The 17,640-nt window shown below is 54.1% G+C and carries 15 protein-coding genes; 4 read left to right on the top strand and 11 right to left on the bottom strand.

Going from position 1 to position 17,640, the window contains the following annotated elements; all coding sequences use genetic code 11:
* Positions 1-599 precede the first annotated feature (599 nt).
* From GSQ73_RS08985 to GSQ73_RS09000, 4 genes are read left to right on the top strand one after another with little or no spacing between them, the layout of a single operon-like run.
* Positions 600-1,334, top strand: coding sequence for an NAD-dependent epimerase/dehydratase family protein (locus GSQ73_RS08985; RefSeq protein WP_158883188.1), 735 nt, complete (start codon positions 600-602; stop codon positions 1,332-1,334).
* Complete coding sequence (locus tag GSQ73_RS08990) at positions 1,331-2,293, top strand: glycosyltransferase family 2 protein (RefSeq protein WP_158883190.1); 963 nt, start codon at positions 1,331-1,333, stop codon at positions 2,291-2,293. The genes GSQ73_RS08985 and GSQ73_RS08990 overlap by 4 nt, the downstream gene beginning before the upstream one ends.
* Positions 2,290-2,724, top strand: a complete 435-nt coding sequence (locus tag GSQ73_RS08995; RefSeq protein WP_158883192.1) for a GtrA family protein — start codon at positions 2,290-2,292, stop codon at positions 2,722-2,724. The genes GSQ73_RS08990 and GSQ73_RS08995 overlap by 4 nt, the downstream gene beginning before the upstream one ends.
* A gap of 28 nt (positions 2,725-2,752) precedes the next feature.
* Positions 2,753-3,460, top strand: a complete 708-nt coding sequence (locus GSQ73_RS09000; RefSeq protein ID WP_158883194.1) for a class I SAM-dependent methyltransferase — start codon at positions 2,753-2,755, stop codon at positions 3,458-3,460.
* A 434-nt stretch (positions 3,461-3,894) separates the two neighbouring features.
* Here the strand turns inward: GSQ73_RS09000 and GSQ73_RS09005 are convergent, their stop codons facing one another.
* The 11 genes from GSQ73_RS09005 to GSQ73_RS09055 all read right to left on the bottom strand — a co-directional run bounded on the left by GSQ73_RS09005 (position 3,895) and on the right by GSQ73_RS09055 (position 17,635).
* On the bottom strand, positions 3,895-6,072 hold the full coding sequence (locus tag GSQ73_RS09005; protein WP_158883196.1) for a hypothetical protein: 2,178 nt from the start codon (positions 6,070-6,072) through the stop codon (positions 3,895-3,897).
* Positions 6,073-6,215: 143 nt separating this feature from the next.
* On the bottom strand, positions 6,216-7,298 hold the full coding sequence (locus GSQ73_RS09010; protein ID WP_158883198.1) for an acyltransferase: 1,083 nt from the start codon (positions 7,296-7,298) through the stop codon (positions 6,216-6,218).
* A gap of 33 nt (positions 7,299-7,331) precedes the next feature.
* Positions 7,332-7,766 carry a hypothetical protein gene (locus GSQ73_RS09015; protein WP_158883200.1) on the bottom strand — a complete coding sequence of 145 codons (435 nt, stop codon included), beginning with the start codon at positions 7,764-7,766 and terminating at the stop codon, positions 7,332-7,334.
* Positions 7,767-7,859: 93 nt separating this feature from the next.
* The gene (gene gmhB, locus GSQ73_RS09020) at positions 7,860-8,405 is read right to left on the bottom strand and encodes a D-glycero-beta-D-manno-heptose 1,7-bisphosphate 7-phosphatase (protein ID WP_158883202.1); all 546 of its coding nucleotides are present in this window, start codon (positions 8,403-8,405) and stop codon (positions 7,860-7,862) included.
* Positions 8,395-9,144 (bottom strand): nucleotidyltransferase family protein, encoded by a 750-nt coding sequence (locus GSQ73_RS09025; protein ID WP_158883204.1) that lies wholly within the window; start codon positions 9,142-9,144, stop codon positions 8,395-8,397. The genes gmhB and GSQ73_RS09025 overlap by 11 nt, the downstream gene beginning before the upstream one ends.
* A gap of 106 nt (positions 9,145-9,250) precedes the next feature.
* Complete coding sequence (locus GSQ73_RS09030) at positions 9,251-10,360, bottom strand: acyltransferase (protein WP_158883206.1); 1,110 nt, start codon at positions 10,358-10,360, stop codon at positions 9,251-9,253.
* A gap of 263 nt (positions 10,361-10,623) precedes the next feature.
* Positions 10,624-11,046, bottom strand: coding sequence for a hypothetical protein (locus tag GSQ73_RS09035; protein ID WP_158883208.1), 423 nt, complete (start codon positions 11,044-11,046; stop codon positions 10,624-10,626).
* A gap of 58 nt (positions 11,047-11,104) precedes the next feature.
* Positions 11,105-11,710 carry a D-sedoheptulose 7-phosphate isomerase gene (locus GSQ73_RS09040; RefSeq protein ID WP_305793796.1) on the bottom strand — a complete coding sequence of 202 codons (606 nt, stop codon included), beginning with the start codon at positions 11,708-11,710 and terminating at the stop codon, positions 11,105-11,107.
* Positions 11,695-12,723 (bottom strand): dehydrogenase, encoded by a 1,029-nt coding sequence (locus GSQ73_RS09045; RefSeq protein ID WP_158883210.1) that lies wholly within the window; start codon positions 12,721-12,723, stop codon positions 11,695-11,697. The genes GSQ73_RS09040 and GSQ73_RS09045 overlap by 16 nt, the downstream gene beginning before the upstream one ends.
* A complete protein-coding gene (locus tag GSQ73_RS09050; RefSeq protein ID WP_158883212.1) occupies positions 12,720-13,688 on the bottom strand; it encodes a GDP-mannose 4,6-dehydratase in 969 nt (322 codons plus the stop codon). Before GSQ73_RS09050 ends, GSQ73_RS09045 begins: the two co-directional genes overlap by 4 nt.
* 2 nt (positions 13,689-13,690) lie before the next feature.
* Positions 13,691-17,635 (bottom strand): glycosyltransferase, encoded by a 3,945-nt coding sequence (locus GSQ73_RS09055; RefSeq protein ID WP_158883214.1) that lies wholly within the window; start codon positions 17,633-17,635, stop codon positions 13,691-13,693.
* Between the last annotated feature and the right edge of the window lie 5 nt (positions 17,636-17,640).

A 17,640-nucleotide genomic window follows, 5' to 3' on the forward strand; every position in this document is an offset into this window, starting at 1 on the left:
GTACGTGCCAGCACCTAGGCACCAGACAATCCATTCTCGAATGGAAACATTTGATCGGCGTAACAACTACTAATCTTGAGCCTAACATGTTCAGTGACCTGTCCAAATAGAAGCCATCCCGACAGGAATCCTCTGAACCGTTTCGGCAAGGTCGCGGTTCGATCTCGGCCATGCCAAATTTAAAAAATACCAAGGTTAGTGGCGGCGCAATAGCGGGATCAGCATCGAGCGTTCACGCGGTAAGCGGACCGCCACTTATGACAGATAGAGTGTGGTCGTGGCTTCTTTCAAGTACAGGTTGCGTCAACGGTGTTGTGACATCAGGTATCCCTCAATCGAAGATGTCGGCGCGCAGCATATCTTGCGATACCTTTCGCCAAAGAAATCTGGAGTAGCGACTTGGGTCGCTGAAACGCTGCTAAAATACCGGCTTTGACGACGAGCTTCGCCACAGATGCATCTGTCTCGCGCCACCTTTTTTCTTCTCATGTCGTGAAGACAAAACCTCAAATACACGCTCTCCCTTCATCTTTTGCAGGCATCATCATGAGCAGCCTCTGGATCTGGCTAGTGAGCGCTGCTGCCAGCTGGAGTCATTCATGATCATCGGCAAGGGATTGCTGGCGTGCGCCTTCGGGCCGTACCTCGAACAGCGTTCTGATATTGTCGTCTTTGCGTCGGGGGTGTCGAATTCTCTCGAAACGCGCCTCGAAGAATTCGCTCGTGAAGAGGCGCTTTTGCGCGAGCGACTCGACACGGAAGCTCGGCGATTCATCTATTTCAGCAGTTGCGGCATTACCGATGCAGCGCCAAACCTCACGCCTTACATGCAGCACAAGCGCGCGATGGAGGCGCTCGTGCTTTCCGCATCACGTGGGCTGGTGCTCCGCCTTCCACAAGTTGTGGGCAAGACCAATAACCCACATACGCTGACCAATTTTCTGCGGGATCACATCCTGTCCGGGCAGCACTTCAAGGTTTGGAGCTCTGCGGAACGCAACCTCATTGATGTCGACGATGTAGCCACGATCGGTGTGCAGCTGGCGATCGACCTGTCGCCTGAACCCGCCATCGTTTCCATCGCCTCCACACACTCGAAACTCATGCCTGAAATCGTGGAAATATTTGAACGCGTACTCGGAAAAGCCGCAAATTGCTCGTACGTTTTGAAAGGGACGCCGATGATTATCGATACCGCCCAAGCTGAGAGTATTGGCAAAAAATTGGGCATTGACCTCGGCGTTGGCTACATCGAACGTGTCATTCAGAAATATTATGGCTCCCGCATTGAAGACGACCCCGATACGTCGCTGAGTCCGGCAGATAGAGCATGAACAACACGCTGAGCAATGAAGAGCTGCTGAAAGTTCCAAGCGTTTCCGTTGTTGTCCCCGTCTATGGTGGCAGCGCGGCACTGCCAGAATTATGTCGGCGACTCGACCTGACACTTCGATCGGCGGGACTCAGCTACGAGGTCATCCTGGTCGACGATCGAGGGCAGAACGAGGCTTGGGCAGCCATTTGCTCCGTCGCAGCGAAATATTCTCAGGTACGCGGGTTGCGCCTGGGTCGAAACTTCGGTCAGCACGCGGCCACCATCTGTGGCATCGCACACGCGCGTGGCGAATGGATCGTCACGATGGATGATGACCTTGAACATCCGCCCGAATCGGTTCCGGATTTGCTCGCGGCCGGCGACGAGGACCATCCTCTGGTCTATGGCGTGTTTGAGAAACGAACACATGCCGCCTATCGCAATATGAGCTCGAAGTTGATGCGTCGCATGCTCAAACGCGCATTTCCCGATCTCAACGAAGATTATTGCTCGTTCCGTGTAATCCATGCGCCCTTAGCCAAGCAGCTCGACCGTTTCGGCCTCAATCGTCCCTATATTGACGGCATGCTTTCATGGATGACGTCGTCAACTCGCAGTATCAGTGTGCCCCACGAACAGCGGCAACATGGCGAAAGCACTTACACCATGCGCAAGCTGGTTTCCCACGCGGCGAATATTTTCGTCACTTTTTCATACCTGCCATTGCGAATCGCCACGTTCAGCGGAGCTGCTCTGGCGGCGATCAATTTTCTGTATCTGCTATACGTCATCTACGGTCGGCTAAGCGGCAGCATCGTCAATCCAGGTTACGCATCGCTCATGTCTGTAGTGTTGTTTGCCTGTGGCATACAGCTGTTGATCCTTGGCGTAGTCGGCGAATACGTAGGTCGGCTGATGGGGGCCACATTCCGGCGACCTGTTTATGTCGTCGATTGTCAGACAAACGTCGTTGAATGAGCAGCGACTTCATGCACGCCTTGAGAATGGTCCTATCCAAACTGCGCCATCCCATGCTGAATCACGTTTGGGTTGGAGAGCTACTGCGATTTCTGATCGGCGGCATCTTGAACGTCGCCGTTGGCTACGGTAGCTATCTGATATTTCTGCTCTGGTGTCGATACGAAGTGGCCTACCTGGCATCGTACGTCGTCGGTATCGGCGTATCGTATGTATTCAGCGCACTCTACGTTTTCAAGCAGCCCTTGCGTTGGCGCTCTGCGCTTCGATACCCCCTTGTGTATCTTCTGCAATTTCTTCTGGGTCTGGTCCTGCTCAAAATTCTGATCGAAGCTGCACATATATCGCCACGATTGGCGCCACTGGCGGTTTCCATACTCACAATACCAGCGACATTTTTCGCATCGCGGATCATTGTCCGCGTAAATTGAACAATGCCCTTGTCTCGGCGGACTCAACATGAACAAACAAATCAAACCCGAATTTGATAAGTATGCTGAGGAATACACGGATCTCCATCAAGCCAGCATACGAGCCAGCGGCGAAGATCCGGCATTTTTCGCTGCCTATAAGACCCGCTACATGGCTGCATGGCTGGGAGACGCCGTTCGCTCGAAACCGCTCTCCGTACTCGATTTTGGTTGCGGCGTCGGCAATACCATTACACACCTACGCGAGGCATTTCCCTCGGCATCGCTGAACGGTGTTGATCTGTCAGGCGAAAGCATCCGGCTTGCCACCGAATCGCATGCCCTTGAGGCAGAGTTTCGCATCATCGACAACACAAACATTCCACACGAAAACGAGAGTTTCGACGTTGTCATGGCGGCCTGCGTCTTTCACCACATACCCCCCGCTGAACGAGAACATTCAATAAACGAAATCCGACGGGTGTTGAAGCCTGGTGGTCATGTTTTCGTGTTTGAGCACAACATGCTCAATCCCTTGACGTTGAAGACGGTCCGAGACTGTCCTTTCGATGAAGACGCCATTCTATTGCCACGCTCGGAATTGCTCGGACTGGTTCGACGTGGGAATTTCAATGACGTCAGCTCTCGCTACATTGTGTTCTTTCCCCGGATGCTCTCCGTCCTGCGCCGAGCCGAGCCGTGGATGGGGTGGATCCCATTTGGCGCCCAGTATGTCGTTCATGGTATCGCCCGCTAAGCAAACGCTTCCAACGGTGTTCACCAGCGAAATGGATGCACCGTATTTCCATATACTGGAACGATGCGGTGCAGCACGACGACATCATCGTCTTTCGCAACAACGTCGCTCTGATAATTCCGGCGCACCCAGCTTTGGCAGCGAGGTGCCCTTCTGGTTTTGCCGTATCTTGGCAAAGCTTAGGAATGGCAGGTCGGCGATTTCGACCCACGTTATAACGTCATTCAATGCCATAGCCTAATGGCCTAGTTCAACAAACAGTGTGCCAATGCTCTTGGCCATATTTCTCCGATCAAGTGAAGTAGGCATCTATAAAACATAAGCCATGAATTCCGGAATCAGAATTGGGAACTTTTAATCGCACCGTGCGCGCCAAAATCCTGTAACGGAATCGGGGCATTTCGCACTCTGGACGCGGCCAAGGAAGAACCAGCCTAATTTAGCTTCCAGAGCGTAAAGCGATCCCCTGTTACAACGATCCTCGCTTGATGTTTTGCGCTGAGATCGTCGACTGCTTGCTTCGCGATCAAGTAGAGCGCACCTAGTTCTTCTTTGGAACTTTTTGTCGGCAGCATGACATATTGAATACGATCCTTTATAAGGAATTCTTTGATTGCTTGAGGTGATTGAGCAAACGTCGGCATGAACATATAGATCGTGAGCAGCGATTCATTCCTGACCGGCAACCAGCTGTCCGGTACTTCTCCGCTCACAGCAGGTGGTACTACGCTGACCACCCGCGTATCTCTAGGCAGCGAGCGGAGAAAATTACTTATCGGCAACATTCCATAATAGGTCAATTTTTTGTCCGTTAGACCGCGGAGATCCCTTGGTGGTCGATTAAATTTCAGATCAAATGCATATGTACCTGGCCCCCAAGATCCTGTAACCAAGGCCACGAGTATGGAACTAACAGCAAATATGCTCACGACCGATCGCAAGCTTCGGCCAGTTACACCCTCATGTAACAGATAGTCTCCTACAAATGCTATGCCCAAAATTATGAGACATAGCACCGGGACTATAAAATAGTTACCGTCCCCACCTCGATCAGGAAAATACACAAGCAATAAAATGGCGAACCAGGTGGCCGAAAACAGCCAGAAAATACCTAGTTCACTAAAGGCTATCAATTTGAATCGATTCAGCCATAGACCAATCAAAAGAAAAAATGCCCAAGCTGCCCCGGTCCAACTTATGACTATGTGGGACATCCTTCCTGGTCTGAAAACCAAATCAAACAAGACGGTAAATATTTCGTGGTTTAGTCTTATGTCCTGGGGTGGCGCATTGCCGGCCGGAAATTGACGTACAAAACCTATTTTTTCTGCGACTCTTACAAGGACTCCCGGCTCAATGAAGGGAATGCCGGCCAACAGATAAGTGCGTGTCGTAACCAATGCAAACAGAATGAGGGCCGCCACAGAAACCCAAAGCCAGATTCCCAGCTTAAGTGGAGCCATGTCGCTTGGCCTGGCTTTAGAAGCATCTTTTACGAGATAAAAAACCCCAATCGACGCAAGCAAGCCAGCGTAGATGAATGAAGACATCCGATACGAGACGGCGGCCAACGCAGCCGCCAACATCAATATTAACCAGCGCCAGTCTTTGGATTGGCGGTAGCTGATAAAGCCATGTATTCCGAAAAATATCCAAAATGCGGCAAGTACATCTCCCTTAGCGGTGATGGCGGCGTTGAGGACTGCTGGCGTGGATAAAGCCACCGCTACCATCACTAAACTCAGCGTAGATTTCCAACCAAGACGTTCACTGACGGCGAACAAGCAAAAACCTAGTGCGAGTACGCACCAGATGGCAAAACCAAAAATTCCGGGCACGCTATGCAGCGCCGACAAGGGTATTAATAGGAGCTCGTAAGCTTGGGGTGCGTAGTGAATAGGGGCCACTAAGCCGAGGCCGTGAAAAACGGAACCTGAAGAAACAAGGAGACGATCCCCTCTCATCCCATACCATAGCGAATCGTAGCCGATGGAAATAGCGGATTTCGCGAAGAGCATGAGTACGACCACGCATACGAACGAACAGGACAACGCTGCTGCAATGTTTCGCTCCCTAAGCCGCGAAGTGGCGAGCGCAAGCATTGGCGCACGTCTTTCCAGCAACAACGCGCCACCCAGAATAACCGCCGCTGCATATTCGAGATCGCGCAGTGAGCCCAGCCCAAAGGCCGATATTGTCCATTCGATGCAGGACCAGGTAAGCAAGCCAATGGCTATCGCCATCAGGTGATCTTCGACCACAGAACGACCGATCCGTACGAATCTGCGGTATATAAAAAATCCCAGGCTTACGATCCCCTCAAAGTAGATCAATGAACCAAGGACAGCGAAATCGACGCCTTGACGTCGCGAATAGGCAGCGCATAGCAAGAGAAGTAGCAACCAGCGCTTCCAGCCATGCAGATAGTAAGTTGCGCAGCCAATCAACATAGCCAAGACCGCTAACTCGATAGCTCCCTGCCATGCACCAGGCTGCTTCACCGCCCAACTGAACGGCCCTTCTGCCACAAGCTCTATTGGACCCCAGATGGCAAATAACACACCAACGATTAGGATTAAACCTGCTTTTATATAAACTTTATAAGACGTCATATCAGTTTCCCTACCTATTCAGACGACATGCGAACTCAAACTAGGCTAAAGGTTAATCTCTCAATAGGTTCCGCTTGAAATGGGCTGGATTTTCGAATAACTTTGACCTCTAATGATGACGTTTGACACATCGTCGTCGCTTATTAGCTATTTTTATAAAACGGCAGGATTTTTATAGATTTCAGCCGCAATACCTGACGCTCTACCAAATGCCAGGAGACGTAACCAAGCAACAGCGCCCCCAAACCAGCTGTCACGAAAGCCATATGCGGCGACATCCCTGGAAAGCGCCATGCAAGGAGCTGCAAGACCGGCCATCCCCATAGATAAGCTCCATATGAGGGATCACCGAAAGCGTCAACGTTCAAGAGCTTTAGACGGTAGCCAAACCAAAAACAAAAATAGGCGAGCGTTATGGCAAATGAGTAAGGATAGAGATGGGTCCCGCGAAACAGGAATGTCATGAACGCCAGAGCGACCATGGCTTCGTGACTGATAGTGATTTTTTCTCGGTACAGTTGTATAAGAATTCCCAACACGAAAAACCCTGATAGGCGAACCCACATCGGATGGAGCGGTAATAGTCCGGGATTTATAAGTGCGATAACCCAAAGAGCTGCCAATATCAGCGTCAACATCACTCTGGATTGAAATAGACCGAGCGCTCCTAAAATGGCGACAAACACATACATGCGAAATTCTGCAGGCAGTGTCCACAGGCTGCCATTTACTGTCAGCTTGTGCGCATTGGTTTCAAAAACTCCCGGCAGTGAAAATTGCATCGCGGATGAGAATTGCATGTCGTTCCAAACATAAGACAGAACATCCGGCGAATTGAAGTAGTCACGCATACTCAGTGTCGTGACCAGCGGGCCAATAATGTAGGCGCTGATCAACAGGCATACAAGCAAAGCGGGAACGATACGTAGAATTCTTGCTTTCAGAAATTGAAAAAGTCCTGCACGCCGCATGTAGCTTCCGCTGACCATAAATCCGCTGACTACAAAGAAAATGTCTACGGCGATGTCTCCGCTATATATTCCCCAGTGCCAGATGTTCGAGAAAATTTCTCGCTCGTCTGAACCCGGAAACATCGGAAAACTGTGACCGTAGATGACAAGCACTGCGGCTATAATCCGAAGGAGAAGAAAATTATCTTTCCTGCTTTCCAGCCCGCTAGCAACGGTAACAGCGGGTAGTTTCGAATTTGACGTTCCGGATTTCATAACATACCCGCTTTATTTATAGTCTTATAGCGTCTACTTCACCACGAAAGTAACGTCATTGCTTTGTATGGAAACCGTTCCTCTTTTCGTAATGATATGCAGTATGTGGGTGCCTGCTTTGCCGTAGAAGATGGCCGGAATGTCTGCAGTTATATGCGGTCCGGAGATCGCGCTATGGAGCGGCACTCCATCCATAGTGATGACCGAGTCGTTGCCGTCGAGAGACTGATTGGCTCGCATCCAGATTGCAGCATTTCCATCGGGTTGCGTATTGAAAGAGACGCCCGCGCTGGTGCCGTGAGGGCCCCATACGTCAATTCTCAAATTAATTGATGCAGGATCTACAACAGGAGCAAGGACCCCGGCATTTGGCGAGGAGTAACCACCTTCCTTGCTACATCCCAGCAGGGTTGCTCCGAGTGCCAGACTCGTCAACGCAGGTGCTATCCATTTATTTTTTGATTTCATGAACTTAATTCTGTTCGTACGTCATCCAACGAGTGTAGCGCAGCTGGCATAGCTGCCCCTGATCCGAAATTCGTAAGAACATGGCCGCGAGACTTAGATAACTGGCTTTTTACGAGGCGAACCGCCAAAGATGCGACTTTCTAGGGCTCTGAGCGTGGGCAGCAAATCGCCTCCGAGAAGAAAACATGAGCCTACCCCAGCCGCATTGCCAGCTTGGATGTCCGAAGCCTTGTCGCCGATCAGCACCGATGACGCGAGATCAAGATTCAGCTCGCGTTGAGCCTGCAGGATCATGCCTGGTGCTGGCTTGCGACAGTCACAGACTTGCAAATAGGCGCCCTCACCTTCCGATGGATGATGTGGACAGAAATAAATGGCGTCGATACGCGCGTGATGTGTAACGAACTCTTTGGCCATCCATTGCATGTACGCGTGGAATTCCTGCTCACAGTAGTAGCCGCGCGCAATGCCCGCCTGATTGGTGATCACTACGACGAGGTATCCATGGTCTTTGGCCTTGCGACACAAATCGAAGATGCCGTCGACAAATTGGGTTCTCTCGGGTGTATAGACGTAACCGTGATCAACGTTGATCACTCCGTCACGATCGAGAAACAAGGCTCGTCGTTTAGCGTTCATGCAACCCGGGCATCGTTAATTCGTTCTGCGCGCGTAAGTAGTCGTCCGGCACGCCGATGTCAATGAATGCCCGGGTCTGCGTATAAGCAGCTAGCGCCTTGCGCGACGCAGCCGGCACCAAGACGTCGGTCTCGAAGGAAAAGCTTCCCTTCTTTTCAAGAAAGTCGCCAATTAGCGTGCGGTCGATTCGGTAGACACCTGCGTTGATGTAGCCAGGCCCCCGGCGACCCTTTTCGACAAAACCTTCAACGAACCCTTGCTGGACATTGACAGCACCATAACGCGACGTGTCTTCCACGTTGGCGAGTGCCATGCCCAATGGAATCTTCGCGTCATGCATCGCTACATCGAAGGCACGGTAATCCACTTCCAGCCACGTATCGCCATTTATCGCAAAAAAGGTGTCGCTTTGTATCTGTCGTGCTGCTTGTGCAATAGCCCCGCCCGTACCCAGCGGCTCGTGCTCGTGCGAATACACCAAGACCATTCCGCGCCAGTGCGCACCCAGCGCCGCGGCAACGAGATCACCTAGGTAACCTGTCGCGAGAACAACCCGACGCATCCCTTGATCCGCCATCGCATCCAGCAGCCATGCCACAAACGGACGTCCGCGAATCGGCGCCAACGGTTTGGGTACATCGCTCACGACGCTTTGCAAACGAGTTCCAAAGCCTCCTGCCAGGATCACGGCTTCTTCAGTGCAATTCATGCCCGACATTTCCTGTTCGATGGAACGCATATCAATCTGGTGAAAATATGTCGCGTTTTAATCAGGATGCTTATGGATCTCACGAAAATCTGTTCACTGATGTCTTTGACTGGCGGAGTCATCAATTGAGACAAACTTAGGATTCCCACGGTGGCAACTCATGCTGCAGTTTTTTTCCGCCGCTGGAGAGCGATCTGATCGCTTTCCTCAGCGGACTTTCGACAAGCTTGAACATGGCAACCGAAAGCATGACCAGCGTAAGAACGTAAAAAACAAGCCGCATGCTACCGGTGATTCCAAATTTGTCGAATATTCCGGAACGCTGAATCGTCTCAAGCCAGGGGATCTGCAGGAGATAGACCGAGTAGCTTGCTTCGCCAAGCAGCAGGAATGGCGCGAGCTCAAACACCTTAGCCCATTTGCCCCTGCAGCGCGGAAGGCCGTAAATGAAAGCCAGCATCAGAGGCGCCAGAGCCCCGTTCGGAAAGCTGTTTGTGGGAACGAAGATCGAGCGAAAATAATCCTGATACGCAAGCAGCGCTGCGATGGTGATGGCCGCCACGACCGTAAGAATGTCGTAGCGATATCCAACGACGCCAGGCGACTGTCGGCGTGACCACGCACCGCACACACCACCCAGGAAAAACTCGTTGAAATGAAATATCGGGGAATAGAACAAGGTGTCGTGCAACCCCGATGGATACGGGTAGGAGGGGTAGAAGCTTGTGAAAACGTACTCGTGCATCTCCTGGGAGAACACCCAGAAGACGATCACAAGCACCGTAGTAACCGGCAACCATTTCTTGCCGAGAGCACCAATGAACAGGGGAAACGCCAGGTAGAAGGCAACCTCCGTAGACAACGACCAACCTGGCGGGTTGCCACTCAATGCCGAACCCGGGATCCAGGCTTGTAACAGGGTCAGGTTGAGGAACCATTTTCCAACGCTGAGCCCACCCAGAAGACCGAACCAGACGAGTGCAATGAGGTAGACAGGATAAATTCGTGCAATGCGCGCAATCCAGTATTGAATGGGCTTAAATACGCCGTCAGGGCTATACGCAATCGCCATCACGAAGCCGGAAAGGCAGAAGAAATAACTGACGGCCGTGGGGCCACTGGAGAACAGATTCATCACACTGTGGTTGGTGAAAAAATCCGTGGTCCACGTGAGATGAAACAGCACGGCACTAAGTGCCGCGAAAATCCTCGTCGAGGTAAGTCTGGCCGTGGCTTGTTTTGTCATTTGGCTTGCCGTCCATATTCGCAATAAAAATTTGCCGTTCGGCAAGCAACGCAAAGTGCCGTTTCTGGAAAATAGGTCAATCTTCCCCGAAACAGTTAGACCACAAGACGCCGGTGGCGAGGCGGCTTATAGTTCTGAACTATGCCAACTCGAGATCAGGCATTGACGAGATGGTCTTGCCGGATATCCGCAATAAGAGAGGTCGCGAATTCCTCATTGCGGTACGTTATCTAAAACCTGTCAACTCGCTGAAGCATGTGAAGTCATTTGCATGCTGGGCCGGATACCTTGACCTGATCCAGAATGTTGCCAGTTGACTTGTCCTTCAGGACAAAAAGGGTACCGGGCCGCGTCCAATTTCCAGTCTGGGCCTGCCCTGCCGCACCGCCCTCTGCTAGAACTTTCGGGCCTTGCGCGTCCGAAGTCACAAAAAGTTGCACGCTGGAGATGCCTGGATGATCACTGCCCACGCTCCATTTGACCGTGGCGACTGCAGCAGGGTCACACGAGACCATGGACCCAGGATCTACCGACATCGACGTCGATTGTTTGACTGTTGCTGACGCGGCAGACGTCGACGTCGCAGCCTGAACCGGACTGGCCGCATTCGCAGGCACATTTTTCTGACAGGATACCAAGCCCACGATGGCGGTCAGCACGAGAATTGAAGTGAGCAACTTTTGCATGTGAAATCCTGTTTGCGTGTATTTGCCATGGAGCAGCGAGTCGCCAGTCCCACTGAACTCAGCGTCCACCGTGCGATTTGCCAAAGATTTCCTCTTCGATCATCCCGCACAGGAGATGGCCGAGAAATTCATGACCTTCCTGGACTTTCGGCGTCTCGGACGAAGGCATTTTGAAGCAGATATCGCATTGGTCTCCCATTTGGCCGCCCGACTGACCCGTAAACCCCACGACGAGGATGCCTGCCGTTCGCGCTGCGGTGATGGCGCGCAGGATGTTTTTCGAATTACCCGATGTCGAAAGGACGTACAGGACATCGCCTTCGCGTCCGAGTGCTTCCACCTGGCGTGCAAACGCATACTCGTAGCCGTAGTCGTTGCCGATCGCGGTGAGGATGCTGGTATCGGTGGTAAGCGCGATGCCTGCCAGGCCCGGCCGGTCGAAATTGAAACGGCTGACCAGCTCGCCTGCCCAGTGCTGCGCGTCGGCCGCGCTGCCACCGTTGCCGGCGAAAAGAATCTTGTTTCCGCGGCCCAGGGCATCCACCGACATCTTCACTGCTTCGCGGATCTGTTCGCGCAGCGCGACATCTTCCGACATGTCCTGTAATAGCTGGATGGATTTGGTGAATTCGAGACCAATCGAATCGGTCAGCTGACTTGCCATGATGTCGCCCCCTGCTGGGTGAAATGGAAATCCAGAATGCTGCCGCCTTGCTGAAGCAAGGCGCGTATCAAGCGAATGCGCTGGTTCGGAGAACAGAGGAAAATCATGAATCCGCCACCGCCCGCTCCCGAGACTTTTGCGGCGTACGCGCCATTGGCGAAAGCGACTTTCTCGACTTCCTCGATCAGCGTGTTGCTGATGCTGGTCGCGGTGATTTTCTTGGCTTCCCAACCTGCCTGCAGCGTCGTTGCCAGTCTGCGCAAATCGCCCTTCAGAATGCATTCCTTCATCTGGATCGCCTCCTGTTTTAGACGGTGCGTGGCATCGATCGAAGCCTGATTCCTGTCTCCGATGTTGCGCGATTGCTGGTCGATAATGTCTGCCGATGCGCGTGAGACACCGGTGAAGTACAACACCATCGACGCCTCGAGTTCGGCCCACACCCAATCCTTGATGCGCAACGGATTGACGATGACGCGATCCGATTCGTAGAACTCCATGAAATTGAAACCGCCGAAGGTCGCCGCGTATTGATCCTGCTTGCCACCCGCCAGGCCGAGGTCGCTTCGCTCGATGTTGTACGCCAGATGCGCGACTTCGTATTCGCCCAGGGGCAATGAAAAGTGCTCGACGAATGCCTGCACCAGCGCGACGACCATGGTGGACGACGAGCCCAGGCCCGAGCCGGGCGGCGCATCGGAAAACGTCTGGATGCTGAGCGCTGGCTGTTTTCCACCGAGGTAATCCTTCACCACTCGCGCATAGACACCTTTCAACAATCGCAGCGGTCCATCCGTGGAGATCGTGGTCGTGACATCGAGTTCTTCACGCAGCTCCACGTCAACCGCGTGAAACTCCACTCGCCCGTCATCTCGTTCGTCGATCAATGCGTAGGCATAGCGATCGATGGTGACATTCATGACGTTGCCGCCATAGACATCGCAATAGGGCGATACGTCCGTACCGCCTCCCGCCAATCCAAGGCGAAGTGGAGCGCGCGCTCGCGTACTCATGCGGGCGCTCCGTCGTTCCGTGGATGATGCAGCCGCCAATAGGCAAGCATGTCGACGAGGGTCTGCTCGAGCTGGATCTGCTGCTTCCAGCCGGTTGCTTCAATGAGTCTGGTCGAATCGCCGAAAATGACTGCCTCGTCGCTGGGACGCAACAAAGCCGGATCCGTTTCGACGGATATTTCTACCAAGGCGTGCTTGCGCACCAAATCGACCACGTCCTGCATCTGGTACGTACGTGCGCCGCTGATGTTGTAGACCTCGCCTGCCACGCCTTTTTCCGCAAGCAGCTCGAGAGCGTTGGCCAGGTCACGCACGTCGGTGATCGCGCGATGCGTCTGGAGGTTGCCGACCTTGAGTATGGGCGGAGCCAGCCCCGCCTCGATACGCGCCATGCGCTGGGTGAAGTCTGCGCAGACATCGCCGGTCTTGCGCGGGCCGGTCGTATTGAAGATACGCGCGCAGACCGATCGCAGGCCGTCATTGAGCCAATACTGGATCGCCAGCATTTCCGTGGCGACCTTGCTCACGCCGTAAGGATGCAGCGGTCGCAACGCATGGCTTTCCTTCACCGGAACCTCATGCGCGGCCACTTCACCGTACTCCGCACTGGAGCAGGCCACGACGATCACGGGATCGAGTTTGGCGGCTTTGATCGCCTGATATACGTTGGCGGTACCGACCACGTTCGTTTCAAGCGTTTCGATCGGAACGCGCCATGACAATGCCGGATAGCTTTGGGCCGCGAGCAGGTAAACAACGTCCGGTTTGCTGCGCTCGAGAACGGAATCCAGCTGCTCCCTGTAGCGAATATCGCAATGCATGAGCTTGTCGCTGTAGGGCGACCAATCACGGGAATCGATGGTGGCGTTGTAGTGCGTGCCGACTACATCGTGGCCGGCTTTCAGAGCGCGCTCCATGAGGTAACTACCGACGAATCCGGTTGCGCCGAGTATCAAGATTTTCATGGTTACGACCTGCTCGTCGGTTGATTCGAGGCGTCTGTGTCACTGCGCAGATGCATGTCCTGCGAAACGATGGTCCACAACGCGGCCTCGGAGAAGCGCTCACGCACGAAAGCCTGGGACTTCCGCGAAGCATCCAGCCATTTTTCGTCATCGCGCAGGAGTTCGACTACCTGCCGCGCGAACTCCACCGGGTCATCGCTCACGCCCAGAAACTCGCTGGCGGCGGCCAGTCCTTGCGCGCCGGTGATTGTCGTCACGCAAGGAAGGCCATAACGCATGGATTCGATGACCTTGCCTTTCATGCCACCGCCAAAACGCAACGGCGCCACGGCGACACGAGCATTCAGATAACGCGAAGCCAATTCCTCGTCACTGACGAAACCAGTGACGGTGACACTTTCATTCGCCAATGCCTGCACGGCGGCCGTTGGGTTGGAGCCCACCAGATAGAGGCGCAATCCGGGCACCTGCTGGATAAGCAACGGAAGAATTTCGCGCACCAGCCACACCGCAGCGTCCGCATTGGGATCGTGTGCGAAACCTGCCACGAAGACGATATCTTTCTTCGCGAAAAGATTGGCTTCCGGCTCGACCGGAAAAGAGTCGAATGCGTAGACGGGAATAGTGTGCGCCTGCACGTCGAGACGACGCTGCTCGAGCCACGTGCGCACGATCTGTGTTTCACCATCGGCCGGATAGTAGATCGTATCGACCTTCGACCAGACTTTCTCCTCAAGCCCGTGGAAACGCCTGCGCTCTTTCGCGAGCTCCGCGCCGGGATGATGCTTCAACTGCTCGTCAATGCGCAGGTGGTGGATGTCGTGTCCGTAGTAAAGAATTCTTGCCGACGTGCGGTGACGGATAGCGTCTATGAACTCGATTGCGATGTGCGGGCGGCTGAGCAGCACACAATCGATTGCTCCGCCATTTTCCGCCAACCAAGCGTCGAAAGACTTGTGGTATTCCGGGCCATAGACGACTTCGATGCCTTGCTGCTGTAACGCCACGGTGTAGGTCGGGTCGTGCCAGAGATTCTCCGGCCAGAACTTCACATCCAGTCCCTGGCGCTTGAACATCATCATGAACTGCCACATCGTGCGCGAACCAGCGTCACGATCGGGTTGTGGAATGTAGTGATCGATCACAAGAACCGTCGGACGTGAACCGGTTCGACCTCGCGCCTGCATGACGTTCCGTGCATTGGGAAAGTGCTCGCGCTCCAGCTCAACGCGCCATTTCTCAAGAAACCGTTGCTGATTGCGCACCTGATAGGACTTGATGCCTGCATTCACATCGGTACCGTGCGAAATGCCCTCGTGATGCACGACGACGGACTTCGGCTGGTAGTAAAGCTTGAGTCCATGCTTGCGAACCTTGAAGGCGAAATCCGTGTCTTCGCAATAGGCCGGCACGTAGATCTCATCGAAGCGACCCAGCGTGTGAAACAGATCGCTGCGCATCAACAGCGAAGCGCCGGAGCAATAATCCGTCTCCCGGACATAGTTGTAGACGCTGCGATCGGGATCATCGAGCCGACCGTAATTCCAGGCGCTGGCATCCTTCCATACGATGCCGCCGGCCTCCTGCAAACGGCCATCCGGATACACCAGCTTGGAGCCGACCATGCCGCAGTCGGGAAACCGTGCGAACACGTCGAGCATGGCATCGAGCCAGCCCTCGGTGACTTCAGTGTCGTTGTTGAGGAAGTAGAGAAACTGCCCGCGCGCCAATGTCGATGCCCGGTTGCATGAGCGCACGAAGCCCAGATTTTCCGGGTTCACTTCAAAGCGAAGTCCGGGGACTTCGGCGAGCTTGAGGATTTCGACGTCACCTGACGCGTCTTCCAGAACCAGTACCTCGAACGCGACCTGCGGCAGATGCTCCGCGATAGAGCGCAGGCAACCCAGCGTGATGGGTAGATTGCCGTAGGCAGGAATGACGATGCTTACCAGAGGTTCCGCATAGACAGGAAAACTGAAGCCCTGAAGGCTCGCTACGGGCGTCGGGACTGCGACGACATCGCTGCCCTGCTCGTCGATCAGTGCATTGCCTGGCATTGCATCCGATATCTGCGGCTGCCTGGCGTCGAGCCGGCGCGCCCTGAGCGCATTGCGGATGATCTGCCAATCACCGCGAAGCAGATGTCCCAAAGCGCGCAAGGGTCTAGTGATCTTCCACGATCGCGAATGGACCAGGACATTATATTGCCCTTGCAACGCGTGCAGTTGGCTATCCAGTAGGCCAACCTGACTATTAAGTCGCGACAGATTTTCCTGCAACGCTGCAATCAGTGTTTCCCGATCCGACAAAGTATCCATCATCGATCGCACCATGGCATCGGCATGCTCCTGCTCCGCGCGCAGCGATTCGAGCAATTCGTCCGTGCGAACACCGTCGATGTCCATCGACTTGGCCCAGCTGACTGCGTACTCGTGGTCCACATGTAGTTCATCTTGTTGTTCCATCAGTGCCGCGAGCTGGACATCCAGCAATTTCTTCCTTGCAACAGTGGTTTCATGTTCCGACTGCAGCTCACCGTGTCGATGACCCAGCGTCGAGAGTTCAGCGTCCAGCGATTTCGCCCACGTCATTGCTTCTTCGTGCTCTCTCTGCAAATCGCCATGCCGATCTCTCAGCGACGCGAGTTCGGCGTCCAGCGATTTCGCCCACGCGACCGCGCCCTCATGCTCCCTCTGCAGATCGCCATGTCCATCTCTCAGCAACGTGAGCTGGGCATCCAGTGACTTCGTCCAATCAACCGTATTTTCGTGCTCGAGCTGAAGCGCACCGTATCGATCGGTGATCTCGGCGAGCTTGGCATCCAGTGATTTCGCCCACTCAGCCATCGCTTCGTGCTCTCGCTGAAGAGCGCCGTATCGATCCATGCGCTCTGCAAGTTGGGCATCAAGTGATTTTGCCCAAGCGACCATGGCTTCGTGCTCTACCACCAGGGCGGAGCGTGTTTCGCGCTCTCGTTCCAGCTTGGCGTCCAGCGCCTTGGCCCAGGCATTATGTTTTTCCAGTTCATCCGACTGGTTCTGCAGCAGCTTGCGAACGAGCGTGTACTTTTCCTTCAGTTCGACCTGTTCCGCGACCATTTCTTCGCAGCATGCCTTGGTGAGCATGCCCAACTGGTCATCGTTTTCGGCGAGGCGGATATCGTAGATTTCTCTGACAGGCACGGCGATGCGCGCGTGAATCGCGTCCGTCGCTTTTTCGATGACGACGATCTCCGCCACGTTGCCCGTTGCGTCTTCATCGACATCGGCGTTGCGCGATCGGCTCACGCCCACGTAAAAATAATTCGCCCCGGTGGCGAGTCCACGGACGTAACCGCCGATATTGATTCGGCGAATGCATTCGCCGCCGCGATACACGAGGATTTCCCCGGATTCGGAATTGCAGAGCATCAGATCGTCGCCAAACGATTGCAACGTGTGCGGCTGCGACAACGCCGAAATGACGGTCTCGCCGGACATCACATCACGCACTTCGCCGCGACCTGACGTGTTGCCCTTGTAGCCGCGATGTTCGGTGAAGTCGCCGAACATCGAAGCGAGCAATCGCCCCTTGTGCATGCACAGGCAGTTGAGATGGACCGAATCGGGTTCGCCCGGAAAGGTCCAGCGATCCACTTCCTTGAATGCTTCGTCAAGCTCCGAAACGCAGTTCAATTGCGTGCAGGCGACAAATGTTCGGCCGTCCACACGCAGCAAGTCATGGATATCCAGCGGCTCGCCAGACAATGTCACCAGTTGCAAACCAGTCTTCCGATACACCGCCAATACGCTGCCGCCATCAGGCTGCAACGCGCGCAGCACCGTTCCAGGCCAGTGGATGAGACCGGTGCCATCGATCGTGTTCAAACGTGTGACCTTGCCATCCTCGAGCAGCGTCAAGCCGCCGTTGTTGGGCGAGGAAATCAGCAAGCGATCCGGCAGATTCATCGTGC

The sequence above is a fragment of the Rhodanobacter sp. L36 genome (assembly GCF_009765755.1).
Lineage (GTDB): Bacteria > Pseudomonadota > Gammaproteobacteria > Xanthomonadales > Rhodanobacteraceae > Rhodanobacter.

Bases quoted from the DNA above. Each gene is read 5' to 3' on its own strand.
- GSQ73_RS09055 (WP_158883214.1), bottom strand. From the start codon at position 17,635: ATGAATCTGCCGGATCGCTTGCTGATTTCCTCGCCCAACAACGGCGGC.
- GSQ73_RS09015 (WP_158883200.1), bottom strand. From the start codon at position 7,766: ATGAAATCAAAAAATAAATGGATAGCACCTGCGTTGACGAGTCTGGCA.
- GSQ73_RS08985 (WP_158883188.1), top strand. From the start codon at position 600: ATGATCATCGGCAAGGGATTGCTGGCGTGCGCCTTCGGGCCGTACCTC.
- GSQ73_RS09030 (WP_158883206.1), bottom strand. From the start codon at position 10,360: ATGACAAAACAAGCCACGGCCAGACTTACCTCGACGAGGATTTTCGCG.
- GSQ73_RS08995 (WP_158883192.1), top strand. From the start codon at position 2,290: ATGAGCAGCGACTTCATGCACGCCTTGAGAATGGTCCTATCCAAACTG.
- GSQ73_RS09025 (WP_158883204.1), bottom strand. From the start codon at position 9,144: ATGCGTTCCATCGAACAGGAAATGTCGGGCATGAATTGCACTGAAGAA.
- gmhB (WP_158883202.1), bottom strand. From the start codon at position 8,405: ATGAACGCTAAACGACGAGCCTTGTTTCTCGATCGTGACGGAGTGATC.
- GSQ73_RS09000 (WP_158883194.1), top strand. From the start codon at position 2,753: ATGAACAAACAAATCAAACCCGAATTTGATAAGTATGCTGAGGAATAC.
- GSQ73_RS09045 (WP_158883210.1), bottom strand. From the start codon at position 12,723: ATGAGTACGCGAGCGCGCGCTCCACTTCGCCTTGGATTGGCGGGAGGC.
- GSQ73_RS09035 (WP_158883208.1), bottom strand. From the start codon at position 11,046: ATGCAAAAGTTGCTCACTTCAATTCTCGTGCTGACCGCCATCGTGGGC.
- GSQ73_RS08990 (WP_158883190.1), top strand. From the start codon at position 1,331: ATGAACAACACGCTGAGCAATGAAGAGCTGCTGAAAGTTCCAAGCGTT.
- GSQ73_RS09050 (WP_158883212.1), bottom strand. From the start codon at position 13,688: ATGAAAATCTTGATACTCGGCGCAACCGGATTCGTCGGTAGTTACCTC.
- GSQ73_RS09005 (WP_158883196.1), bottom strand. From the start codon at position 6,072: ATGACGTCTTATAAAGTTTATATAAAAGCAGGTTTAATCCTAATCGTT.
- GSQ73_RS09040 (WP_305793796.1), bottom strand. From the start codon at position 11,710: ATGGCAAGTCAGCTGACCGATTCGATTGGTCTCGAATTCACCAAATCC.
- GSQ73_RS09010 (WP_158883198.1), bottom strand. From the start codon at position 7,298: ATGAAATCCGGAACGTCAAATTCGAAACTACCCGCTGTTACCGTTGCT.